The sequence below is a fragment of the Luteococcus sp. H101 genome, from assembly GCF_038433155.1.
Taxonomy (GTDB): domain Bacteria; phylum Actinomycetota; class Actinomycetes; order Propionibacteriales; family Propionibacteriaceae; genus Luteococcus.
In genome coordinates, this window is sequence record NZ_JBCDMW010000042.1 from 21,242 (window position 1) to 38,495 (window position 17,254).

13 protein-coding genes and 1 pseudogene are annotated in these 17,254 nt (G+C 69.2%); 2 read left to right on the forward strand and 12 right to left on the reverse strand.

Features of this window, described 5'->3' with window-relative positions; translation table 11 throughout:
* Window positions 1-4: 4 nt before the first annotated feature.
* Window positions 5-1,516, reverse strand: a complete 1,512-nt coding sequence (locus tag AAEX60_RS15450) for an APC family permease (protein ID WP_342104721.1) — start codon at window positions 1,514-1,516, stop codon at window positions 5-7.
* 67 nt (window positions 1,517-1,583) lie between these two features.
* Window positions 1,584-3,008, reverse strand: coding sequence for a gamma-aminobutyraldehyde dehydrogenase (locus tag AAEX60_RS15455; RefSeq protein ID WP_342104724.1), 1,425 nt, complete (start codon window positions 3,006-3,008; stop codon window positions 1,584-1,586).
* Window positions 3,009-3,198: 190 nt separating this feature from the next.
* Here AAEX60_RS15455 and AAEX60_RS15460 point away from each other — a divergent pair, with 190 nt between their 5' ends.
* Window positions 3,199-4,077: a DMT family transporter gene (locus AAEX60_RS15460; protein WP_342104727.1), complete on the forward strand. Its 879-nt coding sequence runs from the start codon at window positions 3,199-3,201 to the stop codon at window positions 4,075-4,077.
* A gap of 243 nt (window positions 4,078-4,320) precedes the next feature.
* Here AAEX60_RS15460 and AAEX60_RS15465 read toward each other — a convergent pair.
* Window positions 4,321-5,208 (reverse strand): annotated as a pseudogene (locus tag AAEX60_RS15465) (phosphoribosylaminoimidazolesuccinocarboxamide synthase); the annotation flags it as partial.
* A 34-nt stretch (window positions 5,209-5,242) separates the two neighbouring features.
* Window positions 5,243-6,148 (reverse strand): hypothetical protein, encoded by a 906-nt coding sequence (locus AAEX60_RS15470; protein ID WP_342104728.1) that lies wholly within the window; start codon window positions 6,146-6,148, stop codon window positions 5,243-5,245.
* Between the two features lie 335 nt (window positions 6,149-6,483).
* Between AAEX60_RS15470 and AAEX60_RS15475 the strand changes: the two genes are divergently transcribed.
* Window positions 6,484-8,283, forward strand: a complete 1,800-nt coding sequence (locus tag AAEX60_RS15475; RefSeq protein WP_342104730.1) for an alpha-amylase family glycosyl hydrolase — start codon at window positions 6,484-6,486, stop codon at window positions 8,281-8,283.
* Window positions 8,284-8,602: 319 nt separating this feature from the next.
* On the opposite strand, the gene AAEX60_RS15480 is transcribed toward AAEX60_RS15475, so the two are convergent.
* The 8 genes from AAEX60_RS15480 to AAEX60_RS15515 all read right to left on the reverse strand — a co-directional run bounded on the left by AAEX60_RS15480 (window position 8,603) and on the right by AAEX60_RS15515 (window position 17,175).
* Window positions 8,603-9,460 (reverse strand): carbohydrate kinase family protein, encoded by an 858-nt coding sequence (locus tag AAEX60_RS15480; RefSeq protein ID WP_342104732.1) that lies wholly within the window; start codon window positions 9,458-9,460, stop codon window positions 8,603-8,605.
* A gap of 149 nt (window positions 9,461-9,609) precedes the next feature.
* Window positions 9,610-11,046, reverse strand: coding sequence for an adenylosuccinate lyase (gene purB / locus AAEX60_RS15485; protein ID WP_342104733.1), 1,437 nt, complete (start codon window positions 11,044-11,046; stop codon window positions 9,610-9,612).
* The gene (purD, locus tag AAEX60_RS15490; RefSeq protein WP_342104735.1) at window positions 11,047-12,330 is read right to left on the reverse strand and encodes a phosphoribosylamine--glycine ligase; all 1,284 of its coding nucleotides are present in this window, start codon (window positions 12,328-12,330) and stop codon (window positions 11,047-11,049) included.
* A gap of 60 nt (window positions 12,331-12,390) precedes the next feature.
* Entirely contained in the window at window positions 12,391-13,107 is a 717-nt protein-coding gene (locus AAEX60_RS15495; protein ID WP_342104737.1) for a DedA family protein, read from the reverse strand.
* Between the two features lie 317 nt (window positions 13,108-13,424).
* A complete protein-coding gene (locus AAEX60_RS15500; RefSeq protein ID WP_342104739.1) occupies window positions 13,425-13,961 on the reverse strand; it encodes a MarR family winged helix-turn-helix transcriptional regulator in 537 nt (178 codons plus the stop codon).
* Between the two features lie 110 nt (window positions 13,962-14,071).
* Window positions 14,072-15,007, reverse strand: a complete 936-nt coding sequence (locus tag AAEX60_RS15505; protein ID WP_342104742.1) for a 4-(cytidine 5'-diphospho)-2-C-methyl-D-erythritol kinase — start codon at window positions 15,005-15,007, stop codon at window positions 14,072-14,074.
* A gap of 445 nt (window positions 15,008-15,452) precedes the next feature.
* Complete coding sequence (rsmA, locus tag AAEX60_RS15510) at window positions 15,453-16,304, reverse strand: 16S rRNA (adenine(1518)-N(6)/adenine(1519)-N(6))-dimethyltransferase RsmA (RefSeq protein WP_342104746.1); 852 nt, start codon at window positions 16,302-16,304, stop codon at window positions 15,453-15,455.
* Entirely contained in the window at window positions 16,297-17,175 is an 879-nt protein-coding gene (locus AAEX60_RS15515) for a TatD family hydrolase (RefSeq protein WP_342104748.1), read from the reverse strand. The genes rsmA and AAEX60_RS15515 overlap by 8 nt, the downstream gene beginning before the upstream one ends.
* Window positions 17,176-17,254 lie beyond the last annotated feature (79 nt).

The following is a 17,254-nucleotide window of genomic DNA, read 5'->3' on the forward strand; positions in this document are numbered from 1 at the left end:
GCGCTCATTCGGCCAGCTCCGCAGCCGGGTCCACGCCATTCCAGACCAGGCCGTCGCGGAAGAACGTCGGGTCGATGAAGCGGGTGATCAGCATCAGCACCACGCCCATGGCGAGGATCCCGATCCCGATCAGGAAGACCAGACCGATCCCACCAACCTGGGAGCCGGAGCCGAAGTTGGGGTCCATCGCGTCGATGCTGACCCGCAGGAAGACCACGGCCAGCAGCAGCCCGCCGACGGCCGGCATCACCAGCCGCAGCAGGATCTGGCTGGGCGTGCGGGCCCGCTTGCGGAAGTACCAGACGCAGGCAAAGGCGGTCAGGGCGTAGTAGAAGCAGACCATCATGCCCAGCGTGGCGATGGTGTCATTGAGCACGCTGGTGGAGACCAGCCGCATCCCGATGTAGAAGCTGCCCGAGACCACGGCCGAGGCCAGGATGCCGGCCCACGGGGTGCCGCGGGCCAGGTCCACCTTCTGCAGGAAGGGCGGCAGGGCCCGGTAGTGGGACATGGCGAACAGTGCCCGGGAGGGGCCGCTCATGGTGGCCTGCAGGGATGAGGTGGAGGCGGAGAAGATGGCCAGCACCAGCAGGAAGGACCACTTGCCCATCACCGGCTGGGCCAGGTGCAGGAAGACATTGTCCGCGTTGTCCACATTGGACAGGCCGTGTTCGTCGGTGCCCACCCCGGCAAAGGCGATGGTGGCATAGGCCAGCACCAGGTAGATGCACAGCCCGATCACGGCCGACGCCGTGCCCCCGACGCCGGCGATCCGGGCCCCACCCTTGGTCTCCTCGCTCAGGGTGAGGCAGACATCCCAGCCCCAGAACAGGAAGATGGTCAGGCTGACGGCCGCCGCCACGGCGGAGAAGCTGCCCGCCGCCAGGGGGTTCATCCAGTGGACGCTGGGCACCTCGTGGGGGAAGCCCTCCCGCCACGCCTTGTGCAGCGCCATGGCTGCATAGAGCAGGAGCACGCCGATCTGGAGGCCCATCAGCACGTACTGCACCCACGCGGTGGTCTCGATGCCGCGCAGCACCGTCCAGGTGCTGATGGCGATGATCGCCAGACAGGTGACGATGTTGACCCAGGTGATGTTGGTGAGGTTGGCGACCGCCTCGGAGCCGGTGATGGTGCCCAGGAAGGAATAGAAGAAGTCCACCGCCACCCCGGCCAGGCTGGACAGCACGATCACATTGGCGGCGATGAAACCCCAGCCACCCATCCACCCCACCCACGGCCCGAAGGCCGAGGAGCACCAGGTGAAGTTGGATCCACTGTCCGGCATCTCGTCGTTGAGTTCCTTGTAGGCCATGGCCACCAGGAACATCGGGATGAATCCGAGCAACAGCATGGCCGGCACCTGGGTACCGATCTCCAGGGCGGTGGGCCCCAGGCTTGAGGTCATGGAGTAGGCGGGGGCGACGGTGGACAGGCCGATGGCGATGACCGCGGCCAGCCCCAGGCTCTCGGCCTTGAGCCCCTTCTCCTCGACGACCGGCGTGAGCTGCGTCATTGCAGTGCTCCTTGCTGGTGGGCCCCGGCCGGACGGGCGGCCGGGGCGCGGACGGATGGTCTGGGGCTCAGCGCTCCAGGTTGTGCATCACGTGCTTGACCCGGGTGTATTCCTCGACGGAGTAGAGCGAGAGGTCCTTGCCGTGGCCGGACTGCTTGAAGCCGCCGTGCGGCATCTCCGCGGCCAGCAGCACATGGGTGTTCACCCAGACGCAGCCGAAGTCCAGCTCCCGGCTGACCCGCATCGCGGTGCCGTGGTCACTGGTCCACACGCTGGAGGCCAGGGCATAGTCCACGCCATTGGCCAGCTCGATGGCCTCCTCCTCCGTGGTGAAGGTCTGCACGGTCAGCACCGGGGCGAAGGTCTCAGCCTGCACCAGTTCGTCGTCCTGCTGGAGGCCGTCGATGATGGTGGCCGGGAGGTAGTAGCCCTCCCGGCCCAGGGGCTGGCCTCCGGTCAGCACGGTGGCATGCTCCGGCACCCGGCCCAGCTTGGCCACCACCTCGTCGAAGTGGCGGACATTGTTCAGCGGGCCGAAGTCCTCACTGCCGTCGGTGCTGCCGGTGGTGGTGGCCTCGGCGGCGGCCACCAGGTGCTTGACCAGCTCGTCGTGCGCGCTGTCCTGCACCAGCACCCGGGTGACGGCGGTGCAGTCCTGGCCGGAGTTGAAGGTGCCGAAGGCCACCAGCTGCTCGGCGGTGTGCGCCAGGTCCGCGTCGGCGAAGACGACGGCCGGGGCCTTGCCGCCCAGCTCCAGGTGGGTCTGCTTCAGCTGGCCGCCGGCGCTCGTGGCCACGGCCCGCCCGGCCCGGACCGATCCGGTGATGGCGACCATCGCCGGGGTGGGGTGCTCGGTCATCAGCTGGCCGGTGGAGGCATCCCCCAGGACGACGTTGACCACGCCCGCCGGGAAGATCTCACCGGCCAGCCGGGCCAGCACCAGGGTGGACTCGGGGGTGGTGTCCGACGGCTTCAGCACCACGGTGTTGCCGGCAGCCAGGGCCGGCCCCAGCTTCCAGATGGCCATCATCAGGGGATAGTTCCAGGGCGTCACCTGGGCCACGACGCCGATCGGCTCCCGCCGGACATAGGAGGTGTTCTCCCCGAAGTACTCGCCGGCGGCGCGTCCCTCCAGCAGGCGGGCCGCTCCGGCGAAGAAGCGCAGGTGGTCGGCTCCGGTGGCCACCTCCTCCACCGCGATCTGCTCGGCCGGCTGGCCGGTGTTGCGGCGCTGCGCCGCGACGAGCTCGTCGCTGGCGGCCTCCACGGCGTCGGCCAGACGCAACAGCATGCCCTGTCGCTCGCCCGGCGTGGTGCGCCGCCAGGCCCGGAAGGCTCGCTGGGCGGCGTCGAAGGCGGCGTCGACGTCGGTCCGGTCGCTGACCGGGGACTGGGCCACGACCTGCGCGGTGGTCGGGTCCACAAGGTCAATCGTCTGGCTGCCGTGGGCGTCGACGAACGTGCCGTCGATGAAGTTCTGCAGTGTGGTCATCGGATCCCCTTCGCTGGTGGTCGACGTCGACCGGCTGACTAACGAAATGAATAGCATTCATATTTACAGAGCCGATGGGTCGAAGGGAAGACCTCTGGCGAAAAAAGTGTGAGGAAAGTCACTTGATGTCGGGCGTCTCGCCAGCCGACGTGCACCCAAGCCCGGAGGGCGAGCGCCTAGGGTGACGGCCGTGATCCGAACCAGCAGCGGCCCGCTCACCGGGGCCATCCTGGCCCTGTCCGGCGCGGTGCTGTGGGGCACCACCGGCACTTCCCAGGCGCTGTTGACCGGCTCCCCCGCCCCGCTGGCCGTCGGCGGGCTGCGCTCCTGCATCGGGGCCGCAGCGCTGCTGCTGTTCGCCCTCCCCCGTGGCGTCGTCGGGCGGCTGCGCGGGCTGGGCCGCGGCACCATCGGCTGGCTGCTGCTGGCGGGATTGTGCGTCGCGCTCTACCAGCTGACCTTCTTCGCCGCCGTGTCGCTGGCCGGGGTGGGGGTGGGCACCCTGGTGGTCCTGGGCACCTCCCCCTGCTTCGCCGGGCTGGCGAGCTGGGCCCTGCGCGGCCTGCGACCCTCCCGGCGCTGGGCGCTGGCCACCGGTCTGGCCCTGACCGGGGCGGCCCTGCTGGTGGGTGGCGGCGCCGAACCGCCGGCGCCGCTGGGGCTGGCGCTGGCGCTGGTGGCCGGCTGCGCCTTCGGCTGCTACACCGTCGCCGGGCGGCAGGTGGCCGAGGCCGGCGTCGACGGACTGACCAGCACCGCCGCCATCTTCACCCTGTCTGCCCTGGTCCTGCTGGCCCCCATGCTGGGGCAGAGCCTGACCTTCGCCGGCCATCCGCGCAACCTGCTGGTGCTGGCCTGGCTCGGGGTGATGGCCACCGCCCTGGCCTATCTGCTCTACCAGCGCGGGATGGCCAGCATTGACGCGGCCACCGCCGCCACCCTGGCGCTGGCCGAGCCGATGGTAGCCAACCTGCTGGCAGTCTTCGTCTTGGGCGAGCCTTTCACCTGGCTGATGGGCGTCGGCGTGGCGTTGGTGCTGGGCGGGCTGGGCTTGCTGGCCCGGGCGTGAAGGGCTGAGGCCAAGGCCTCGACAGGCTCGGCCCCGTGGTTGGGCTCTTGCCCTTTGCACCCGCCTCAAGATGCCGGTCAACCGTCCAAGGATCCGACCGGGCGCCAAAGTTGGCGCTCCTGTGGACACAGAAATCGATTGGACACGTTCAAAGTCCCAAATGGCTGCCAACTTTGGCGCCGGGAGTGGTTCGGAGCCGGGTCAGGCTGCGATCACTCGCCAAAAGGGCGCTCAGCCCAGCTGCAGTTCCGCCCCGGTGAGCTTCTCGTAGGCCTCCAGGTAGCGGGCCCGGGTGGCCTCGACGATGTCGGCGGGCAGGGCGGGCGGCGGCGCGTCATTGCTGCGGCTCCAGCCGGACTCCTTGGTCAGCCAGTCCCGGACGAACTGCTTGTCGAAGCTCGCCAACTGCCCGCCGGGGGTCCACCCGTCGGCATCCCAGAAGCGGGAGGAGTCCGGGGTGAGCACCTCGTCGGCCAGCACGATGGTGCCGTCGGGGCGACGGCCGAACTCGAACTTGGTGTCGGCCAGGATGATCCCCCGCTCCCGCGCGATCTCTTCGGCCCGGGCATAGATGCCCAGCGTCAGGTCCCGCAGCTGGTTGCCCAGCTCGACGCCGGTGGTGCGGCACATGGTCTCGAAGTCGACATTCTCGTCGTGCTCCCCCAGCTCCGCCTTGGTGGCGGGGGTGAAGATCGGCTCGGGCAGCCGGGAGCCGTCCTGCAACCCGTCGGGCAGCGGAATCCCGCAGACGGTCCGGCTGGCCTGGTACTCGGCCCAGCCGGAGCCGGTCAGGTAGCCTCGGGCGACGCACTCGACGGGGACCATCTCCAGCTTCTCGCAGACCAGTGCCCGGCCGCGCACCGCCGCGGCCCGGTCGGCCCCCAGTTCACCCGTCGGGTCCGCGGACAGCACGTGGTTGTCCACCAACTCCCGCAACTGGTCGAACCACCACAGCGAGAGCTGGGTCAGCACCACACCCTTGTCCGGAATGCTGGGGGTGAGCACAAAGTCGTAGGCGGAGATGTTGTCGGTGGCCACCATCAGCATCCGGTCGTCGGCCGGCAACGCGTAGAGTTCGCGCACCTTTCCGGCATGGATCAGGGGCAGGTCAAGGCTGGTGTACTGGCTCACGCAGACACCCTATGACCAAATTCGGGCCGCGGGTTCACCATTCCCAGCGCAGGAAGTACACCCCCGGCTGCACATCGACGTGCACCATCTGTGCCAGACCCCCGTCCACCGGCAGGTCCACCGCGCCCGGCACGTCCAGATCGATCTCGTCCGCCAGGTCCTCGGGGGCGGCCCCGGTGCAGGCCACCACCCGCGACGGCAGGTTCCGCTCGGAGAAGTGCACCTCCATCACCAGCACGTTCATCCGCTGCACCGCCAGCCCCAGTGACTTGGTGTCCTCGCCCGGACGGGGCCCGGGCTCGAAGGTGGTCAGGTACTCCAGCATCAACAGCTCACCCTGGCGCAGCGGCCGGGGCAGCAGCATCTCGGTGAGCACCAGGTTGTCCTCGGGCACATGGAAGCGCCGCCCAGTGGTGCAGTTGGACAGACCCTGCACCTCCTGCCCCCGGCCGTCGGCGAGCCCGGCGTCGGCCACCACGACGGGAAAGCTGCGGGTCCCGGGCACCAGGCACTGCACCACCTTGCGCACCACCTCAGAGGAATAGCCGCGTTGCGCAGTGACCGAGAGCGTGACGTGGGTGCTGATGGTGCGCAGCCCCTGCGTGCTCAACCCGGCGTGTTCCAGGGCGTCCTCCACGGAATGCGGCAACACCTGCAACTCGGCGCCATTCCCGGAGCGGCGACGGGTGTGGGCCACCGGCGCCAGCGAGGTGAGGGTGTTGGCCGGCAGGTCCAGCACGGTCTCCAGGGCGGACAGCACCTTCTGGGACTGCGCCCGCGCGGGCTGGGACCGGCCATTCTGCCAATAGCTGAGGGTGGCGACGCTGATGCTGACCCCCGACTCCTCCAGCCGGTGGCGGATCCGTTCCAGACTCAGCCCGCGGGCCTTGATCGCGTCGCTGAGCACCTGGGCGAACTTGCTCCCCTGCTCGGGTGGCACGGCTATCACTCCAAGGGGGCTCTCGGGTCCGCCTCGACGGCGGCTGCGCGTCGGAAACAGGAACGCCACGGCTCGAATGGTCTCGGGGGCAGCCCTACGGGGCTCCACTCGCGCGCCGTGACGCCGTCCAAATGGCTTGGACATGGACAACATTTCACACGCGGGAGGTCAATCCCACAACAGAATCCCGCCGATGGATGATTAAGAGTTAACACCTTGTGCGTCCGCGCCATGTTTGGCCGCCTTCGATGAAGTGGGTCACCGGACCGGCACCGGTTAGTCTTGCGGGGGCCGCACAGCACGCGGAGAACCAGATCCTGGAAGGTGGAGCACGCATGACTCAAGAACCTCGACTGGATGGCATGGGCGCCCTGCCCTATGACGGGGGCGTTGCCTTCCGGGTGTGGGCACCGCACGCGAGCCAGGTCTCGGTCTTCGGCAGCTTCAACGAGTGGAAGAACGACGCCAACCCCCTGGAACCCGAGCAGGACGGCTACTGGTACGCCGCCGTCGACGGCGCGAAGGTGGGCGACGAGTACAAGTACCACCTGGTCAACAGCCAGGACCCCAACAACGTCATCGAGCTGGACAAGGTGGATCCCTACGCCCACAAGGTCACCAACTCGGTGGGCAATTCGATCATCTACAACCATGACGACTTCGACTGGCAGGGCGACTCCTTCGCCTGCCCCCCGCACAATGAGCTGGTGATCTACGAGCTGCACGTCGGCTCCTTCAACACCCCCGCGGACCAGGTGGGCAACTTCGATTCCGTGCTGGCCAAGATGGACCACTTCAAGAAGCTGGGCGTCACCGCGGTGCAGCTGATGCCGGTGATGGAGTTCGCCGGCGATCGTTCCTGGGGCTACAACCCGGCCCACATCTTCGCCGTCGAGAGCGCCTATGGTGGGCCCGACGGCCTGAAGACCCTGGTCCGCGAGTTCCACAAGAACGGCATCGCCGTGATCATCGACGTGGTCTACAACCACTTCGGCCCCAGCGACCTGGACCTGTGGCAGTTCGACGGGTGGAGCGAGAACGGCAAGGGCGGCATCTACTTCTACAACGACTGGCGCTCGCAGACCCCGTGGGGCGATGCCCGCCCGGACTATGGCCGGCCCGAGGTGCGTCGCTTCATCCGCGACAACGCGATGATGTGGCTGGAGAAGTACCACGCCGACGGCCTGCGCTGGGACATGACCGCCTACATCCGCTCCAAGGATGCCTTCACCAATGACCTGCCCGACGGCTTCGACCTGATGGGCGCCGTCAACCGCGAGGTGCGGGACAAGTTCCCCGGCAAGATCATGATCGCCGAGGACATGCATGGCCATGACGACATGGTGGGCGAGGGCTGGGCGCAGGCCGCCTTCCACGCCCAGTGGGACGCCGAGTTCGTGCACCCGATGCGTCGCTTCATCCGTGCCTACAACGACGCCGACCGCAACCTGGGCGAGGTCTCGGAGGCCATCGCGCACAACTATGACGGCGAGGCCTTCCGCCGGGTGATCTTCACCGAGAGCCACGACGAAGTTGCCAACGGCAAGCAGCGCGCGGTCAGCGACGTGAACCCGATTGACCAGCAGGGTTGGTATGCCACCAAGCGCGCCACCCTGGGCACCATGGTGGCGCTCACCGCCCCCGGCATCCCGATGGTCTTCCAGGGCCAGGAGTTCCTGCAGGGTGGCTACTTCACCGACGAGGTCCCGCTGGACTGGAACCTGAACGAGGACTACCAGGGGATCGTGCAGCTGCACGCCGACCTGATGCAGCTGCGCCGCAACTGGCAGGACGACACCGAGGGCCTGCGCGGCCCGGGCCTGAACATCTTCCACACCAACGACGACTTCAAGGTGATGGCCTGGCACCGGTGGCGCGAGCACGGCACCAATGATGACGTGGTGGTGGTCATCAACGGTTCGGACCAGGTGCGCGGAAACTACCGGATCGGACTGCCGGCCGGCGGCCGATGGGAGCTGAAGTTCAACTCCGATTCCACCGTCTACTCGCCGCACTTCGGCAGCGCCGAGGCCTACGACATCACGGCGGAAGAGCAGGACCAGGATGGCTTCGAGTACTCGGGCAATGTGACCCTGGCCCCGTACTCCATGCTGGTCTACAGCTGGAAGAGCTGAGCTCTTCTGGTTCGACGCGGATTCGGGCGCCGTGGCCATTGGCCGCGGCGCCCGTTTCTTGTGCCCCGGCCACCCACGGCCCCAGCCCATCACATGCCACCCGCCCCAGGCCCGAACCTGTCTACGGCCACCCCCTGGCACCGGAGCCTGTCCCGGGCGCCCCGGCTCCACCGTGACCGAGTTTCCCGATGGACTATGTTTTTGACCCCGGTTCTGGGCACGACGGCGTCTCAGGCCGCCCCACGATGCGCGAGCCCGCCGAGGGCCAACCCATGTCGCCCGAGCCCGTGGAAGCACCACACCAAGGGCTCGGACTGGCTCAGGACAGGTGGTTCAGCCAACCCCTCGCGCCGGCGTGCTGCACCCGCAGGCTGGCCACGCGGCTGGCCGCGGCCACCGCGGCAGCAAGGTCACCGTCGGAGAGCAGCAGATGAGCCACCAGGGCCCCGTGGAAGGCGTCGCCGGCTCCCAGGGTGTCCACGGCGGACACGGACGGGGGCTGCACCATCCCCTGCTCCGACGGGTTCCGCCAGAGGATCTTTCCTCCACCGTCGGTCATCACCGCGGCGGTGGCGCCCCGCTCCAGCACGTGGCGCACCGCGCCTGCAAGATCAACTCCCAGTCCCTGGGCGTAATCGGCGGAGCCGGCCACCACATCCAGCCAGCTGAGCCAGCTCTCCGCCGCGGGTTTCACGCTGCCGGCATCCAGCACCGTGAGACAGGGCGAATCGGCCAGCAGCCCCAGCGCCATCCCGGCGGCCACCGGGTGGTGCCCGTCCACCAGCAGGGCATCGGCCGTGGCCAGGGCACGATGGGCGGCGTCATTGAGCTGGAACCGGGTGCGCAGCGCGCTGGTGGAGAAGACGGTGCGGGTGCCGTCCGGCTCCACCACACAGGTACTGACCGGCAGGGTGAAGCTGGGATCTGCAAGATCAATGATGGTGACCCCGTGGGCCTCAAGATCGGCCCGGGCCGTATGGGCGGCGGGTGAGCTGCCCAGCCCGGTGATCAGCGTCGCACGCCCCAAGAGGGCCGCGGCGGTGACAGCGGCATTGGCCGCGGGTCCACCGGCGGTGAGCTCGGTGGATTCCACCACGGACTTCACGCCCCAGGGCGGCCGCTCCCCCACCCGCTGCACCACGTCCAGCGTGGTCAGGCCCAGGAAGACGCTCTTCATGGATTGAACCTAGCGGGTCTGGTGCACCGTTGGAGTGGTTTCGGAGAGGCAAGAAAGTCGCCAGGACACTGTGACAAGCTCAAGGACCGTATCTGGCACCGGTATCGGTGCCAGATACGGTCAGTACTGGAGCCCGGGTTCTTCCCTCGTCAGAGGACGGAGCCGGGGCGGTAGGCGGCGGCCTCGGGATTGGCCGCCACCAGCTCCTGCACGCGGGCCGCCACCCGGGCGACCTGGTTCCCGGCGTCTCCGGTGAGCTCCAGGGGCTGGCTGACCAGCGCCTCCAGCTCGTCCCGGGTCAGGCCCAGCGACGACTCCCGGGCCAGCCGGTCGAACAGGTCATTGGTGCGCAACCCCTGCTCGCGCATCTCCAGGGCCACCGCGACGGCATTGGTCTTGATCGCCTCGTGCGCGTCCTCGCGGCCGACGCCCTTGCGGACCGCGGCCATCAGCACCTTCGTCGTGGTGAGGAAGGGGAGGTAGCGTTCCAGCTCGGCACCGATCACGGCCGGGAAGGCCCCGAAGTCGCCCAGGATGGTCAAGAAGGTCTCGAACATCCCGTCGAGGGCGAAGAAGGCGTCGGGCAGGGCGATCCGGCGGACCACGGAGCAGCTCACGTCGCCCTCATTCCACTGCACGCCGCTCAGTCCCTCGGTCATCGCGACATAACCGCGCAAGATCACGTTGAAACCGTTGACCCGCTCGCAGGAGCGGGCGTTCATCTTGTGCGGCATGGCGGATGAGCCCACCTGCCCGGGCTTGAAGCCCTCGGTGACCAGCTCATTGCCGGCCATCAGGCGCAGCGTGGTGCACAGGCTGCTCGGGCCGGCCGAGGTCTGGTACAGCGCGCTGACCGCGTCGAAGTCCAGGCTGCGCGGGTAGACCTGACCCACCGAATCCAGCACCGACGCGAAGCCCAAGCTCTGGGTCACCCGGGATTCCAGCTCGGCCAGCTTGGCGGTGTCCCCGTCCAGCAGGTCCAGCATGTCCTGCGCGGTGCCCATCGGGCCCTTGATCCCGCGGCCGGGGTAGCGCTTGATCAGCTCGTCGACGCGGGCATGGGCAACCAACATCTCGTCGACGGCCGATGCGAAGCGCTTGCCCAGGGTGGTGACCTGCGCGGCCACATTGTGGGACCGGCCGGTGATGGCCTGGTCCGTGTACTGCACGGCCAGATCCGCGGTCATCGCCAGGGCCGTGATGATCCGCTCCCGCACCAGCTGCAGGCTGGCCAGCACCTGGTGCTGTTCCACATTCTCGGTCAGGTCCCGGCTCGTCATCCCCTTGTGGATGTGCTCGTAACCGGCCAGATCGTTGAACTCCTCGATCCGGGCCTTCACGTCATGCTTGGTGATCCGCTCCCGGGCGTCGATGGAGCCCAGATCCATCTCGTCGATCTTGGCCTGGTAGGCGTCGATCACGGCCTGCGGGTCATCGTCGCCGAAGGAAACCCCAAGATCACGCTGGGCCTCCAGCACGGCGATCCACAACCGTCGCTCCAACTTGATCTTGTTCTCGGGCGACCAGATCTCCCGCATCGCCTGCGAGGCGTAGCGGTTGGCCAACACATTGGGGACGGCGCTCATTCAGTTCTCCGTGGTGGGTGCGGTGTGGTTGATCTTGTTCTGGGATGCCTTGAGGGCAATGTCGGTACGGTTGAAGCCCGACGCGAAGTCCGTGGCGGCCACCTGGGCGTAGGCGGCCTGGCGGGCGGCGGTCAGGTCATCGCCGGCGCCGACGACGCCCAGTACCCGGCCGCCATTGGCCACCAGGGTGCCGTCGTCCAGCTCAGCGGTGCCGGCCTGGATGGTGTGCGCCGTCTCGGTGTCGGGGGCCAGGATGATCTGCCCGCCAACCTCGGCGCTCGCCGGGTAACCATTGGCGGCCATCACTACGACGACGGCTGCTCCGCTGCCCCATTCCAGCGCGGGGGTCTGGGCCAGTACGCCGGTGGCGGCGGCGTGCAGCAGCTGCCCCAGCGGGGTCTTGAGCCGGGCCAGCAGGGCCTGGGTCTCCGGGTCACCGAAGCGGACATTGAACTCCACCACCCGGATTCCCTTGCTGGTCAAGGCGAGCCCGGCATAGAGCAGGCCGGTGAAGGGGGCGCCACGGCGCTCCATCTCCGCCAGGGTGGGCTGGATCACCAGCCGGTCCACCTGCTCCACGATGTCGGCCGGCGCCCAGGGCAGCGGGGTGTAGGCGCCCATCCCGCCGGTGTTCGGGCCCTGGTCGTCGTCACCCACGCGCTTGAAGTCCTGCGCGGGCTGCATCGGCCGGCTGGTGGTGCCGTCGCAGATGGCGAACAGGCTGACCTCCGGGCCGTCCAGGAATTCCTCGATCACGACGCGCTCACAGGCCAGCGCGTGCTGCAACGCCTCATCGCGGTCATCGGTGACCACGACACCCTTGCCGGCGGCCAGACCGTCGTCCTTCACGACGTAGGTTGCGCCGAACTCGTCCAGCGCGGCCTCGATCTCCTCCTGGGTGACGCACACCCGGGCGGCGGCGGTGGGCACGCCGGCGGCGGCCATCACCTCCTTCGCGAAGGCCTTGGAACCCTCCAACTGCGCGGCTGCCCTGCTTGGGCCGAAGCAGGCGATCCCGGCCTCGCGCACCGCGTCGGCCACGCCTGCCACCAGCGGGGCCTCGGGACCGACCACCACCAGGTCGGCGCCCAGTTCCTGGGCCAGTCCGGCGACGGCCGCGCCATCGTTCTGGTCCACCGGGTGGTTGGTGGCGAAGCTCGCGGTGCCGGGATTGCCGGGGGCGACGTGCACGGCGCTGACAGCGGGATCCTTGCTGATGGCCAGGGCGAGCGCATGCTCGCGGCCACCGGACCCGACAACGAGGACGGTGAGGGTATCGGTCACAGGCCGAGCCTACCGGTGCCGGGCGTGCGACAGGCGCCGTGCCCGGGGAGTCCGGGCAGGTCAGGCGTCGACGAGTTCCCGCTCGGGCGCGGACTCCTGGGACTCGGCCGCACGCTGCCGCCGTCGGGAACGGATCCGACGGGTGATGAACCAGCCCGCGGCGGCCAGCAGCAGCACCATCACCACGTCCTGGACCCGGGCCACCCAGCCCTCCACCAGGGCCCAGTTGTGGCCCAGCGCGTAGCCGGCGTAGATCAACAACGCATTCCAGGCCAGGCTGCCCAATGTCGTGTACAGCGTGAACAGGGCGGGGCTCATCCGGTGCAGGCCAGCCGGGATGGAGATCAGCGAGCGCACCCCGGGGATCATCCGCCCGACGAAGACCGCCTTGCCGCCGTGCCGGTCGAACCAGCCCAGGGCGGTGTCGATGTCCTGCGGGTCGGTCAGCGGAAGCCGCCGCGCGATGGCCTTCAGGCGTTCCACACCCAGGGCCTGGCCCAGCCAGTAGAGCAGCCACGCTCCGGTGACGGAGCCAAGGGTGGTCCACAGCACCGCGGAGAGGACGCTGAAATGCCCCTGCCCGGCCGCGAAACCGGCCAGCGGAAGGATCACCTCGCTGGGGATCGGCGGGAAAACATTCTCCAGGAAAACGGCCAGCGCGGCGCCGGGAGCACCGATGGTTACCATCAGCCTCTCCAGACAGCCCATCAGCTGACCGACGATGCCGGTCTGCAGAGGAATCAGCGCCGTGGGGACGGTGAGGCTCAGCGTGGTCAAGGCAATCCGTTCGTTGGTGAATTGTCGGCCACGGGCCACGCTAGTCAACGCAGCCAAGCGTCCGCTGAGAGCCGTTTCTGGTGAAATGGACACGCACTGACCCATGCTTTTCCGGGCAAGCCCGGGTTCCGCAAGCCGGTGACTGGCGCCTTGGGCCCGGCGGAACGCGATGCGCGCCGTCCACGGTCCGCAACACAGTGACCGGCGGGACCATCCGGTGACCAGGCCCGGGACACAAACGGGCACCCTGCGCGATTGCGGATCAGCAGATCGCGATCCGACACGGCGACGCCGGGACTCCACCGACCAGCGGTTGGCTAGTGCGCGGCCACATCCCCCTGCGCCAGAAGGAGACCACGCAGCGCGGCCGCCAGCCGGTCCCGCTTCTCCGCGTCCAGGTGCGCCAACAGGTTCTCTTCTGCTTCCAGCAGCGCCTCCAGGGCGGCATCGACGGCTTCCCGCCCGTCGTCGGTGAGCACCACCCGCACCACCCGGCCGTCGTTGGGGTCGGCCTGACGTCGCACGAAACCACGGCTGACAAGGCGATCCACCCGGTTGGTCATGGTGCCCGAGGTGACATGGGTCTGCTTGAGCAGCTGCCCGGGGCTCATGGTGTAGGGGGCGCCCTCCTTGCGCAGCGCCGCCAGCACGTCGAACTCCCAGCCCTCCAGGCCGTGCCGGGCGTGCGCCACCCGTCGGGCCTCGTCCAGGTGGACGGCCAGCCGCAGGATCCGGGACCAGATGTGCATCGGCTCGACGGGGAGATCGGCCCGCTCCCGATGCCAGGCCGCCACCAGATCATCCACCTCGTCATGGCTGGGGGTGGCCGGGGGCATCGGGGGCATCTGGGTCATAGGCACATGAAAGCAGAGTCCCGGGCCGACGCGCTGCCCGCGGTCCCACAATGGGTGGGAGACGGGGATGTCGCGCCAACCGATGCTCCGGGGCGGCCCCACGTGCGGCCTCAGCCCAGGATGGTGGCGCCCGGCACGGGCCCCGTCGCGCGACGGGTGGCGCGCACCGTGGGCAGCTTGGCCAGCACGGAGCTCAGGTCCATGGCGGCGGGCTCGCTGGCCGCCAGGAAGGCGCAGGTGGGGCCGGAGCCGGAGACGATCCCGCCCAGGGCGCCGGCGGCCAGCCCGGCCCGCAGGGTCTGGCCCAGCTCGGGGCGCAGGTCGACGGCCGCGGCCTGCAGGTCATTGTGCAGGGCGCGCCCCAGACGGACGGCATCCCCGGTGGCGAGGGCCGCGGAGACCTCCGGCGGGATCTCGGTGCCGGTGGCCGGGGCTCCGGGGAGGGCCTGAAGCTCGTCGAAGCGACGAAAGACCGCGGGGGTGGACAGCCCCTCGTGGGCGAAGGCCAGCACCCAGTGGTACTGCCCCCGGCTGATCATCGGCACCAGCTGGTCACCCCGGCCGGTGCCGATCGCATTGCCGCCCATCAGCGGGAAGGGCGCGTCCGAGCCGAGCTCCGCGGCGAGGTCATGCAGGTCGTCGGGGGTGGTGTCCAGGTCCCACAGCATGGAGCAGGCCAGCAGCGCACCGGCGCAGTCCGCCGAACCACCGGCCATGCCGCCCGCCACCGGGATGGACTTCTTCAGGTGGAGCCGCACTCCCAGGTCCGGGGTGCCATGCCGCTCGGCCAGCAACCGGGCCGCCCGGCAGGCCAGGTTGGAGCCATCGGCGGGCACCTCCTCCAGCCCGTCGCCGGACATGGTGAGCAGCACCTGTCCGGGGTCGCCGGGCAGGGCCAGCACCTCGTCAAACAGGCTCACGGCGTGGAAGACCGTGCCCAGCGGATGGAATCCGTCGGGGCGCACCGGCCCCACGCACAGCGCCAGGTTGATCTTGGCGGGCACGCGGACGCGCACACTCTGGTTCGAGTCGGTTGTCTGCTGCATCGCTCCCACGCCAGCGAACCTAGCCCAGATGGGTTGGGGTGCGCATCCCGTCGGAGAAACTGGGCGGAAGCGACGGATGGAGCGGGTGCCCCTCGGCCAGCTCGGGGCGCGTCACCGGCACCACGCCACCCCTCGACGAGTTTCTGGGCCATCACCTCACCCCTCCACCCAAGCCCGGGACCATCACCGGCACCCCACCAGCCCGCCACCAGCCCGCGCGGGAAGGGGGCCGTGGCCGGAGCCGAGACCTTGGACAGCCCCCGGGCAGTGAAGAAGATGGTCAGTTCGACGCCGATCGACGCCCAGCCCACAGCCGGGATGGCCGCGGGGTGGGTGCGGCGCCGGGCGGACCCGTCGAGGCCGGTGGCGATCGGGGCCGGGCAGCGGCGCCATGCTGCCGTTCAGCGGGCAGACGCAGTGGCCCAGGACAGTCCTGGTGCGACGCTCAGGAGCTGAGCTGCTCCGCGATCCGGGCGAAGTCCTCGATGGTCAGCACCTCACCCCGGGCCTGGGGGTCAACCCCGGCGGCCACCAGCACCTCGGAGGCGGCGGCAGAGGAGCCGCAGATTCCGGCCAGGGCGGCCCGCAACATCTTGCGTCGTTGGGCGAAGGCGGCGTCCACCACCGCAAAGACCTGCTCCCGGGTGGCGGTGGTCTGCGGCGGGTCGCGACGGATGATCCGCACCAACCCGGAGTCCACATTGGGCACCGGCCAGAAGACCTTGGGCGGAACGGTTCCCACCCGGGTGGCCTCGGCATACCAGGCCATCTTGACGCTGGGCACACCGTAGATTTTGCTGCCCGGGGTGGCGACCAGACGGTCACACACCTCCAACTGCACCATCACCAGCCCGGTCCGCCAGGAGTTGAAGCGCGCCAGCAGATGCAGCAGCACCGGCACGGAGACGTTGTAGGGCAGGTTGGCCACCAGCGCGGTCACCGGGTCCCCGTCGAGTTCGTTGACCTGCAGGGCGTCGGAGTGCACGACGCTCATCCGGCCGTCGGCCTCGGGCATCCGCTCGGCGACGGTCCGGGCCAGGCGAGGGGCCAGCTTCTCGTCGATCTCGATGGCGGTGACCGCGGCCCCGGTCTCCAGCAGCCCCAGGGTCAGCGAGCCCAAACCGGGGCCCACCTCCAGCACCACGTCGTCGGCACCGATCCCGGACAGGGACACGATCCGCCGCACCGTGTTGGGGTCAATCACGAAGTTCTGCCCGCGCTGCTTGGTGGGCTTGAGGTCCAGCTCGGCGGCCAGGGCGCGCACGGAACGGGGATCCAACAGTCCGTTCTCAGGCATCGCTGCCCCACTCCCCACCGAAGGCCTCGACGGTGTTGCTGCGCACCTGCCGGCACAGCTCGTCCAGCCCCATGCCCAGCACGTCAGCCATGAAGCGCAGGGTGTGCGGCACCAGATAGGGCGCATTGGCCTTGCCCCGGGCGGGCACCGGGGTCAGGTAGGGCGCGTCGGTCTCCACCAGGATCCGGTTACGCGGCGTCACCTTCAGCGCCTCGGACAGGTAGGGCGCGTTCTTGTAGGTGACCACGCCGGGGAAGCTGAGCCACATCCCGTGGTCCGCGTCGTCATGTGCCAGGCAGGCCCGGGCGAAATCGGCGTCGCCGCTGAAGCAGTGCATCAAGGTCCGCTCCGGGAGGTCCTGCTCCGCCAGCACCCTCAGCAGGTCGGCGTGGGCGTCACGATGGTGGATCACCAAGGTCTTGCCATGCCGTCGGGCGATCTGGATGTGCGCGACGAAACTGTGCTCCTGCACGGCATGCAACGCCTCATCGGTGGTGCGGTAGTGGTCCAGCCCGGTCTCCCCCACCGCGCGGACATGGTGGCCGGCCCCGGCCAGGGCGTCGATCTGGGCGATGTCCTGCTCCAGCGTCGTGCTGCGGGCGGCGTCATTGGGGTGCATCGCGACGGCGGCGACCACCTGCGGGTACCGGGCGGCCAGCTCGGCGGCGGTCCGGGAGGATGCGACGTCACAGCCCACTTCCACCACCCGTTCGATCCCCACCGCGCGAGCCGCCGCCAGATTGGTCTCCACGTCCAGGCCGGAATACTCCTGGGTGGCGTCCAGATGGGTGTGCGAGTCGATGACGGGGCTGGGCAGCGGCTCCGGGAGCGGGGGAAGTTTCAGCTCGGCGAGCCGTGCGGGGATGTCCATGGGTTCCATCCTCCCAGATCGCACGACGACTGGGCCCGTCGCTGGCCCCAACCCGATCTGGACGCCTGTCCCGTGGAAC

Coding starts and splice junctions, on each gene's coding strand:
- AAEX60_RS15500 (WP_342104739.1), bottom strand. CDS start 13,961: ATGACCCAGATGCCCCCGATGCCCCCGGCCACCCCCAGCCATGACGAG.
- AAEX60_RS15480 (WP_342104732.1), bottom strand. CDS start 9,460: ATGAAGAGCGTCTTCCTGGGCCTGACCACGCTGGACGTGGTGCAGCGG.
- AAEX60_RS15475 (WP_342104730.1), top strand. CDS start 6,484: ATGACTCAAGAACCTCGACTGGATGGCATGGGCGCCCTGCCCTATGAC.
- AAEX60_RS15515 (WP_342104748.1), bottom strand. CDS start 17,175: ATGGACATCCCCGCACGGCTCGCCGAGCTGAAACTTCCCCCGCTCCCG.
- AAEX60_RS15450 (WP_342104721.1), bottom strand. CDS start 1,516: ATGACGCAGCTCACGCCGGTCGTCGAGGAGAAGGGGCTCAAGGCCGAG.
- purB (WP_342104733.1), bottom strand. CDS start 11,046: ATGAGCGCCGTCCCCAATGTGTTGGCCAACCGCTACGCCTCGCAGGCG.
- AAEX60_RS15505 (WP_342104742.1), bottom strand. CDS start 15,007: ATGCAGCAGACAACCGACTCGAACCAGAGTGTGCGCGTCCGCGTGCCC.
- AAEX60_RS15455 (WP_342104724.1), bottom strand. CDS start 3,008: ATGACCACACTGCAGAACTTCATCGACGGCACGTTCGTCGACGCCCAC.
- rsmA (WP_342104746.1), bottom strand. CDS start 16,304: ATGCCTGAGAACGGACTGTTGGATCCCCGTTCCGTGCGCGCCCTGGCC.